This is a genomic window from Bacillus sp. EE-W1 (assembly GCF_009760835.1).
GTDB lineage: Bacteria > Bacillota > Bacilli > Bacillales > Bacillaceae_G > Bacillus_A > Bacillus_A wiedmannii.
This window is the reverse complement of sequence record NZ_WIPE01000012.1, coordinates 1-9,347: the sequence shown is the minus strand read 5'-3', so window position 1 is coordinate 9,347 and position 9,347 is coordinate 1. Positions and strand designations below refer to the sequence as shown.

Genomic DNA, 9,347 nt, shown 5'->3' with positions numbered 1-9,347 from the left:
ATCCATTTCTATATAGAAATGGATGTTTTTCGAGCAAACGGAATTACATCATTCCGCCCATACCGCCCATGCCCATGCCGCCCATGTCAGGCATTGCTGGTGCATTTGGTTCTGGCTTGTCAGCAACTACAGCTTCAGTCGTTAAGAACATAGCTGCAACAGATGCTGCGTTTTGAAGTGCAGAACGAGTTACTTTAGCTGGATCTACGATACCAGTTTCAAGCATGTTAACCCACTCGCCAGTAGCTGCGTTGAAACCAACGCCTACTTTTTCGCCTTTTAGACGCTCTACAACTACAGATCCTTCTAGACCAGCGTTGATTGCGATTTGACGAACTGGCTCTTCTAGCGCGCGAAGTACGATGTTGATACCTGTTGCTTCGTCGCCTTCAGCTACGATAGAAGCTACTTTCGTGTATACGTTCATAAGTGAAGTACCACCACCTGCAACGATACCTTCTTCTACTGCTGCACGAGTTGAGTTAAGTGCATCTTCAATGCGAAGTTTGCGCTCTTTTAACTCAGTTTCAGTTGCTGCACCTACTTTAATTACTGCTACGCCACCTGCAAGTTTTGCAAGACGCTCTTGTAATTTTTCACGATCGAATTCAGAAGTAGTTTCTTCTAATTGCGCGCGGATTTGACCGATGCGAGCTTCGATTTGTTGTGAATTTCCGATACCTTCAACTACAGTTGTGTTTTCTTTCGTTACAACAACTTTACCAGCACGTCCTAAAGATTCAATTGTAGCAGATTTTAAGTCACGACCTAATTCTTCAGTGATTACTTCGCCACCAGTTAAGATTGCGATATCTTCTAGCATTGCTTTACGACGGTCACCAAATCCAGGAGCTTTAACAGCTACTACATTGAATGTACCACGAAGTTTGTTCACTACTAATGTAGCTAAAGCTTCGCCTTCTACGTCTTCAGCGATGATAAGAAGTGGTTTACCTTGTTGTACCACTTGCTCTAATACTGGTAAGATTTCTTGGATGTTAGAAATCTTCTTATCAGTAATTAAGATGTATGGGTTATCAAGAACTGCTTCCATTTTGTCAGAATCAGTAATCATGTAAGGAGATGCATATCCACGATCAAATTGCATACCTTCTACTACGTCTAATTCTGTTGTAAATCCTTTAGATTCTTCTAAAGTAATAACGCCGTCGTTACCAACGCGCTCCATTGCTTCAGCGATTAATTGACCTACTTCTTCGTCAGCTGCAGAAATGGCAGCTACTTGTGCGATAGAAGATTTGCCTTCGATTGGTTTAGAAATCTCTTTTAATTCTGCAATTGCAGCAGTAACAGCTTTTTCGATACCTTTACGAAGACCCATTGGGTTCGCACCAGCTGTTACGTTTTTAAGCCCTTCACGAATCATAGCTTGTGCTAATACAGTTGCAGTTGTTGTTCCGTCACCAGCTACATCATTTGTTTTGCTAGCAACTTCTGCTACTAATTTTGCACCCATGTTTTCGAATGCATCTTCTAATTCGATTTCTTTTGCGATTGTTACACCATCATTTGTAATAAGTGGTGAACCAAATTTTTTCTCAAGTACAACGTTACGACCTTTTGGTCCAAGCGTTACTTTTACTGCGTTTGCAAGAGTGTCGACACCGCGAAGCATCGAACGACGTGCTTCTTCACTAAATTTAATATCTTTTGCCATAATAATTGACCCCCTTGAATTTTTTAAGATTTATATAATTAACCGATAACTGCTAAAATGTCACTTTCACGTAAAATCAAGTAGTCAGTACCTTCATATTTTACTTCAGTACCTGCATATTTTGAGAAGATGATAAGATCACCTGCAGCTACCTCTAGAGCAACACGCTCACCATTTTCAAGCACTCGACCAGTACCTACTGCAATAACTTTACCCTCTTGTGGTTTTTCTTTTGCAGTGTCTGGTAATACAATACCACTTGCTGTTTTTTCTTCTGCTTGAACAAGCTCAATTACAACGCGATCACCTAATGGCTTTAGCATGAACAATAACCTCCTCATTTTGTTATGTAAATTTTATTTATTAGCACTCAAGTCACCCGAGTGCTAACACACTTATAATAATAAATAATCTCAATTTCTTTTGCAAGTAAAAAAATCATAATTTTTTCGCAAATTAAGCTATACACTTTTCTATATAGAGTCCCTCTTCTTCTACCTTTACTATATGAATCGTTGTTTCCCCTACTCGTATGTTACAATATGAAAGGACACCCTAAGTTGTTTTCGCTATACACACAACTTTCTCCTGTCTTCTATTATAATTTCAAATAAGGATTTACGAAAAAAACATAATTTAAGCGAGGTTTATATCGTAGGTAGCATACTTACATGTTATCCTACCTTATCTCATACACTAGAGTTAGAAAGGATGGTTAAACCATTTGAAAAAACAATATTGGTGGGTTATCGTTACATACATTTTAATGCAGTTATCATCCATTGCTGGATTACCACTTCTGCTGAAAACTGGACTTTATGATAACAGGGGATTTACTAGAGAAGAGAAATTTCAACTCATAACTGGCCACTGGGCAATCATTAGCTTCTTTATTGCATTATGTATCGTACTTTGGTTACTTAGAACAGATATTCGTGACAGACGTTTAGATACAATGCGCTCTACTGTTCCAGCTACGATTGGTTGGATTTTTATCGGGTTCTTCCTAGCATTTTTCTCACAAAGTATTGCCGGTATGATAGAAATGCGTGTATTAGGAATTAAACCTGGATCAGAAAATACAGCAAGACTTATGGATATCGCAAAAACGACACCTTGGTTCCTTATCGTTATCTCTATAATAGGACCTATTTTGGAAGAAATCGTATTTAGAAAAATTTTATTTGGTACACTTTATAAGAAGTTTAACTTCTTTATTGCTGCTATCATTAGTTCTCTTGTATTCGCAGCAATTCATTTTGATTTCACTCACTTATTGGTATACACTTCTATGGGACTCGTATTCGCCTTTTTATATGTAAAAACGAAGCGTATTATCGTCCCTATCGCAGCTCATGTTGCAATGAATACATTAGTTGCATTTGCTCAAGTTTTAATGAGCAATGAACAAATTCAAGAAATGATTAAAGAAGCTGAAAAAATGCAAGGCTTTATCGGAGGATTTTTAGTATGAGGAACTCACCATTGTTCATGGCTGCATTGTACTTCCTTCTAGGATGTATCTTTACACGCTTCGCCATTACGAACGTAACAGATACAATCTGGAATATGTGGACAATACTATTTGCAGTTATGGCAACAATTGATTTTAATTTGGCACTTCGCCTTATCTTAGTTAAATTCACAAAGAAAAAACAATAATAAAACGCAGAGGTCGCTTCCTCTGCGTTTTATTGTGGATAATTCTTTAAAAAGTAAACAAGTGTTTGTAACTCTACCGCTAAATCAATATGGTGAATTCTTATATTATCTGACACATTTAAGCGCGCTGGTGTGAAATTTAAAATACCATGCACGTTCGTTTCTGCCAATCTATCTGCTACAGATTGTGCTACTGTAGCGGGTACTGTTAATATTGCCACTTGTATATCAGTTGATAAACGTTCTTCTAATTCATCTAAATGATATACAGGAATGCCCCCGATTTCTGTCCCGACTTTCTCTTCACTAACATCAAACGCCATTTCAATTTTTGTATTATTGTTTTTCGTGAAATTATAATGTAAGAAAGCGGTCCCTAAATTACCTACTCCAATAAGTGCTACACGTGTTATATCATCTTGGTCGAGTGTTTCACGGAAAAATGATAATAAATAATTTACGTTATATCCATAACCTTTTTTCCCTAACGCTCCAAAATATGAAAAATCTCTTCGAATCGTTGCGGAATCAACTTTTACCGCTTCACTCAATTCGGCTGATGAAACACGTTGCTTACCAGAAAGAGATAAGTTTTGGATAAATCGATAGTATAGAGGCAATCGTTTGGCAGTGGCCTGTGGAATTTTTTGCTGCTCCATATAACCTCTCCTCTCTTCCTATCTTTATTCATATACTTGAATCAAATACAGAAGTTTAGCACTCATGAATTTCCCTGTATAATAAAGAGAAGAAGTATTCTCTCTTTATTTTAAACTATACACTATTTTTAGTATGATTGAGAAATATAAACATGGCAAAGTTAAGAAATTATTTGAGGTGAAAACATTGATTTTATTACAAGTAAACGCGCTTACGAAATTATACGGTGCCGAAACGATTCTTGCAAACATAAAATTGGAAGTTCAAACGAAAGATCGTATCGCATTAGTCGGACGAAATGGGGCCGGAAAATCTACACTATTAAAAATAATAGCTGGTGAGCTATCTCATGATGGTGGCGAAATTATAAAACCAAAAGATGTCTCAATCGGATATTTAGCTCAAAATACCGGGTTAGAAACGTCTTTAACAATTTGGGATGAAATGTTAACCGTCTTTACACACTTGCAGCAAATGGAGACAAAACTTCGAAGGCTAGAGCAAGAGATGGGAAAAGAAGAAAACTTTTCAAACGAGGCTACATATGAAAGATTATTAGCTGATTATGACCAATTGCAATTAGATTATAAAGATCAAGGTGGATATCAATATGAAGCAGATATTCGCTCGATTTTAAGTGGTCTTGGCTTCCCAGTTGAAACGCACCAGACGACGATTTCTACATTAAGCGGTGGACAAAAAACACGATTAGCTCTTGGTAAATTATTATTAACGAAACCAGACCTACTTATTTTGGACGAGCCTACAAACCATTTAGACATCGAAACATTAACATGGCTTGAACAATATTTACAAGGCTATCCTGGCGCAATACTAATCGTTTCCCATGACCGTTATTTCTTAGATAAACTCGTTACACAAGTATATGAAATTTCGAATAAAGAAAGCAGACGATTTGTTGGTAACTACAGTAAATATTTAGACTTAAAATCAGCATTATACGAGCAAGACATGAAACGTTATGAAAAACAACAAGATGAAATCGCTAAGCTTGAGGATTTCGTTCAAAAAAATATAGCGCGCGCATCTACGACAAAACGTGCTCAAAGCCGTCGTAAACAATTAGATAGAATGGAATTATTGACTAGACCATTAGGTGATTCTAAGTCAGCATCCTTCCACTTCGATATCGAAAAACAAAGTGGAAATGATGTTTTACAAGTAAAGGATGCAACTATCGGCTATGATGATGATCCGATTATTGAACATGTAACTATGCGCTTAACTCGCGGGGATAGCGTTGCTTTAGTTGGTCCAAACGGAATTGGAAAATCCACATTATTAAAATCACTTGTGAATAAGTTACCACTATTAAATGGTGATGTTTCTTTCGGATCCAATGTATCTGTTGGTTATTATGATCAAGAACAAGCAAACTTAACATCTTCTAAGCGAGTTTTAAATGAGTTATGGGATGAATATCCATTGCAGCCCGAAAAAGAAATTCGCACGATATTAGGTAACTTCTTATTTACAGGGGATGATGTACTAAAACCAGTATCTTCTCTTAGTGGTGGACAAAAAGCTCGATTAGCTCTTGCAAAACTTATGATGCAAAAATCAAATTTATTAATTCTCGATGAACCTACGAACCATCTTGATTTAAATAGTAAAGAAATTTTGGAGAATGCTTTAATTGATTATCCAGGCACCCTTCTATTTGTTTCACATGACCGCTACTTTATTAATCGTGTAACGACGACCGTTGTTGAGTTGTCAACAGAAGGTGCACAAGAGTATTTAGGCGATTACGATTACTATGTGGAGAAGAAAAATGAAATGATTGAACGTGCAGCATTTGAACAACAAGAACAGCAAGAAAACCAAGCACCTGTTCAAAAAACTGTAGCGCAAGAAAAATTAAATTATCTCGAAGAAAAAGAGCGTAAACAATTAGAACGTCAACGCACTCGAAAAATTGAGGAACTAGAACAAAATATTGTAGAATTTGAAGAAGAAATTGCTACGTTAGAAGATCAACTTTGCTTACCAGAAATATACGCAGATTATGAAAAGGCTAGTGAAATTACAACGAAAAAGCAAATACTACAAGAGCAACTTGATGCTTGTATGGCAGAATGGGAAGAATTACATTTATAAGAGTATGAATAAGAAGGATGTCTCATAAGTCGGGATTTTTGACTATGCGACATCCTTTTTATCTTCTAGCTGGGGTATAAACGATTCGACACGACATACCGATTTACCGACAAAGTTTGACAATGTTGGCTCGCCCCTATAATAAGGGCACATTTCAAAATGTTTTTTAGAGATATCTTCTTGCGATTTATTTCCCAAAAAAGAATACATTCAAAGGTCAGACTTCTTCTGCTTTATCCACAGGTTTATACACATATCCACCTTTATAAAATAAACCCCAAAATAACTTTTCCACATTATCCACAACTCCCAAAAAAGTTATCAACATTTTATATACACAATAAAACCCACATTATCAACAGATAATATGGGTTTTATCCACAAGCTGTGGTTAATTTTGTGCATAACTATTCTTCAATATCTAATCCTGGATTTGCATTTAGAGCTAATGTAGCACGTTTTCCTTGTTCATATGCAATTGTACCTGCGGCTGCAATCATCGCTGCATTATCGGTACATAAAGATAGTGGAGGAATAATTAGCTCGATATTTTCTTTTGTCGCAAATTCCGCTTCCAAACGTGCGCGAAGTCCTTTATTCGCAGCTACTCCACCAGCAAGAAGCAGTTGCTTTACGTTATACGCTTCTGCTGCACGAGATGCTTTCGTTACAAGCACATCTATTACACTCGCTTGGAAACTTGCTGCTAAATCTTCCGGTGCAATTTCTATCCCGCGTTGTTTCGCGTTATGCACAGTGTTGATAACTGCTGATTTCAATCCACTGAAACTGAAATCATACGAATCAGGTTCTAGCCATGCACGAGGCAAATCGATTGTCGGTTCCCCTTCATGTGCAAGGCGATCAATGTGAGGACCACCTGGATATGGCATGGATAATGTTCGAGCTACTTTATCATATGCCTCTCCAGCTGCATCATCTCTTGTTTCACCAATCACTTCGAATGAACCATGTTCTTTCATATAAACAAGCTCCGTATGTCCACCAGATACAACAAGTGATAGTAGTGGGAATTGAACTTCTTTTACTAAACGGTTCGCATAAATGTGCCCAGCTATATGATGAACACCCACTAGAGGAATATCATGTGCAAAAGCCACTGCTTTCGCTGCATTTACCCCTATTAAAAGCGCTCCTACTAACCCAGGTCCTTCTGTTACAGCAATTGCATCAATATCATCAAATGTGATATTTGCTTCTTTTAAAGCTTCTTCTAACACAACTGTAATTTCTTCTACATGATGACGGGATGCAATCTCTGGTACAACTCCGCCAAAACGTTTATGACTTTCAATTTGTGATGCAACGACATTCGCAATAATTTCCGTTCCATTTTTAACAACTGCTACTGCTGTTTCATCACAACTTGTTTCAATACCAAGTATAATCGTATTTTTTTCCATTATATATTCACCCACATTACGAGACCATCTTCCTGATTGTCTGCATAGTATCGTTTACGAATTCCACCATTTTGAAATCCGTATTTTCTGTATAACTGTTTTGCTACTTCATTTGATACACGTACTTCAAGCGTCATCGTTTTTACCCCTAAATCTTTCGCTTCGGAAATAACTTCTTTCAATAAAGCATCCCCTAGCTTTTGACCTCTGTATTCTGGCAAAATAGCTACATTTGTTATATGTGATTCATCAATAATTATCCACAATCCACAATACCCAATTACACGACCATCTTTTTCTAGCACAACATAATGTGCATGTTCATTCGTCGTTAACTCACGGTGAAAGGCATCTGCAGTCCAAGGAGTTGAAAAAGACGCTTCTTCAATAGCTACAATTTGAGCGATATCATCGAGTTCCATCTTCCTAAATATCATATCCATCTTCTGCAAGCTCCTACTTGTTTTGACTTTCTAACCACTTTGTTTCAGCTTCAGCTAAACGAAGATAACTAGGAACAAATGAATGTACATCTTGTTCTTCTTTTTGTAACCCTAAGAAAGCTAACTCACTTGGTCTTGGGTTATTTTTAGTGAAGGGAGCAAATACAGCTTGGTTGCCTAAATGTTCGATAATCGTCTCTTTGTGCAGTTTAACATCGTTACCAATAAATAAAACAGGCTTTCCTGTATCTTTTAACATTTGCAACCAGTCTACAATAAGGATGATTCGGTCTTCTTCTATAGAAGTTAAATGCTCTCCTTCATATGTATATAACCCAGTATAAATTTGTCCGCGTCTTCCATCGAATAAAGGACAGATTAATCCATCAAAATTAGCACCGTTTGCAGCCACTACTTCTAAACTTGATACACCTACAATTGGTATTTGAAGTGACCAAGCTAATGTTTTTGCAGCTGTCACACCTATGCGAACACCTGTATATGATCCAGGTCCAGCAGCTACAACTATTTTAGTTAATTCTTTCGGTTTTACACCACATTCTTTTAACAATTTCTCTACAGCTGGCATAAGACGTACAGAATGGTTTTTTGTTAAGTTTGTAATGATTTCCCCAATTACGTTTCCTTCCTCAATAAGGGATACACCCATTACGTAATTTGAAGTATCAATTGCTAGTACTTTCATCTTGTAATAGCTCCTCACATAATCTAATATATCGATCTCCAATTGGCTCGAGTACAATTTTCCTTGTATCATCTCCAGCATGGAATAAACTAATTTGTAACTTCTCATTCGGTAAAAATGCTTCTATTAAATGAGCCCATTCTACTACGGTAATTCCTTCACCGTAGAAATACTCATCAAAACCTAAGTCCTCTTCACTTTCTGCTAAGCGATACACGTCCATATGATATAGCGGCAATCTCCCTTTATATTCTTTAATAATATTAAAGGTAGGACTATTTACAACTCTTTTCACTCCAAGACCTTTTGCTAGTCCTTTTGTAAAAGTTGTCTTACCAGCCCCTAGATCTCCTTCTAAAATAATTACATCTTGTGCCCCGACAAGTCCACCTAGTTTTTCTGATAATCTTTGTGTTTCCTCAGAAGAGTTTGTTGTTATTTCATATTTACTCACAGACTTCACCTACTTTACTCACAATGTTCTCTGCTCTTTATTATACAGGTTTTGAATATATAAAAAAGTCCTTAGGAGTTTTCCTAAGGATAGTTTGACTGTCTTTATTAGTTTTTTGTTAAAACAAATAAAAAAATACGAAACAACATGTTTCGTTCTTTTCTTTATATAAAATGGCGGTCCCGACCGGGGTCGAACC

10 protein-coding genes are annotated in these 9,347 nt (G+C 36.9%); 3 read left to right on the top strand and 7 right to left on the bottom strand.

The features are described 5' to 3' along the window. Window positions 1-43 precede the first annotated feature (43 nt). Together groL and groES are read right to left on the bottom strand one after the other, a co-directional pair. Entirely contained in the window at window positions 44-1,678 is a 1,635-nt protein-coding gene (gene groL / locus GFJ36_RS01210; protein WP_001029984.1) for a chaperonin GroEL, read from the bottom strand. Window positions 1,679-1,716: 38 nt separating this feature from the next. Next, complete coding sequence (gene groES / locus GFJ36_RS01205) at window positions 1,717-2,001, bottom strand: co-chaperone GroES (RefSeq protein ID WP_000917306.1); 285 nt, start codon at window positions 1,999-2,001, stop codon at window positions 1,717-1,719. A gap of 401 nt (window positions 2,002-2,402) precedes the next feature. Here groES and GFJ36_RS01200 point away from each other — a divergent pair, with 401 nt between their 5' ends. Together GFJ36_RS01200 and GFJ36_RS01195 are read left to right on the top strand one after the other, a co-directional pair. Further along, entirely contained in the window at window positions 2,403-3,152 is a 750-nt protein-coding gene (locus GFJ36_RS01200; RefSeq protein WP_097891679.1) for a CPBP family intramembrane glutamic endopeptidase, read from the top strand. Further along, entirely contained in the window at window positions 3,149-3,340 is a 192-nt protein-coding gene (locus GFJ36_RS01195; RefSeq protein ID WP_001246201.1) for a YdiK family protein, read from the top strand. Before GFJ36_RS01200 ends, GFJ36_RS01195 begins: the two co-directional genes overlap by 4 nt. Before the next feature lie 29 nt (window positions 3,341-3,369). On the opposite strand, the gene GFJ36_RS01190 is transcribed toward GFJ36_RS01195, so the two are convergent. Further along, entirely contained in the window at window positions 3,370-3,999 is a 630-nt protein-coding gene (locus GFJ36_RS01190; protein ID WP_000437704.1) for a redox-sensing transcriptional repressor Rex, read from the bottom strand. 187 nt (window positions 4,000-4,186) lie between these two features. Here GFJ36_RS01190 and GFJ36_RS01185 point away from each other — a divergent pair, with 187 nt between their 5' ends. Further along, window positions 4,187-6,121 (top strand): ABC-F family ATP-binding cassette domain-containing protein, encoded by a 1,935-nt coding sequence (locus GFJ36_RS01185; RefSeq protein WP_215559077.1) that lies wholly within the window; start codon window positions 4,187-4,189, stop codon window positions 6,119-6,121. Window positions 6,122-6,528: 407 nt separating this feature from the next. Here GFJ36_RS01185 and tsaD read toward each other — a convergent pair whose 3' ends face one another. From tsaD to tsaE, 4 genes are read right to left on the bottom strand one after another with little or no spacing between them, the layout of a single operon-like run. Beyond that, entirely contained in the window at window positions 6,529-7,545 is a 1,017-nt protein-coding gene (gene tsaD, locus GFJ36_RS01180) for a tRNA (adenosine(37)-N6)-threonylcarbamoyltransferase complex transferase subunit TsaD (RefSeq protein WP_000414582.1), read from the bottom strand. After that, window positions 7,545-7,988, bottom strand: coding sequence for a ribosomal protein S18-alanine N-acetyltransferase (gene rimI, locus GFJ36_RS01175; protein ID WP_000367200.1), 444 nt, complete (start codon window positions 7,986-7,988; stop codon window positions 7,545-7,547). The genes tsaD and rimI overlap by 1 nt, the downstream gene beginning before the upstream one ends. A 13-nt stretch (window positions 7,989-8,001) precedes the next feature. Next, window positions 8,002-8,694, bottom strand: coding sequence for a tRNA (adenosine(37)-N6)-threonylcarbamoyltransferase complex dimerization subunit type 1 TsaB (gene tsaB / locus GFJ36_RS01170; RefSeq protein ID WP_048542995.1), 693 nt, complete (start codon window positions 8,692-8,694; stop codon window positions 8,002-8,004). Next, window positions 8,675-9,148: a tRNA (adenosine(37)-N6)-threonylcarbamoyltransferase complex ATPase subunit type 1 TsaE gene (gene tsaE / locus GFJ36_RS01165; protein WP_000049636.1), complete on the bottom strand. Its 474-nt coding sequence runs from the start codon at window positions 9,146-9,148 to the stop codon at window positions 8,675-8,677. The genes tsaB and tsaE overlap by 20 nt, the downstream gene beginning before the upstream one ends. Between the last annotated feature and the right edge of the window lie 199 nt (window positions 9,149-9,347).

Coding starts and splice junctions, on each gene's coding strand:
- groL (WP_001029984.1), bottom strand. CDS start 1,678: ATGGCAAAAGATATTAAATTTAGTGAAGAAGCACGTCGTTCGATGCTT.
- groES (WP_000917306.1), bottom strand. CDS start 2,001: ATGCTAAAGCCATTAGGTGATCGCGTTGTAATTGAGCTTGTTCAAGCA.
- GFJ36_RS01195 (WP_001246201.1), top strand. CDS start 3,149: ATGAGGAACTCACCATTGTTCATGGCTGCATTGTACTTCCTTCTAGGA.
- GFJ36_RS01190 (WP_000437704.1), bottom strand. CDS start 3,999: ATGGAGCAGCAAAAAATTCCACAGGCCACTGCCAAACGATTGCCTCTA.
- tsaD (WP_000414582.1), bottom strand. CDS start 7,545: ATGGAAAAAAATACGATTATACTTGGTATTGAAACAAGTTGTGATGAA.
- rimI (WP_000367200.1), bottom strand. CDS start 7,988: ATGGATATGATATTTAGGAAGATGGAACTCGATGATATCGCTCAAATT.
- tsaB (WP_048542995.1), bottom strand. CDS start 8,694: ATGAAAGTACTAGCAATTGATACTTCAAATTACGTAATGGGTGTATCC.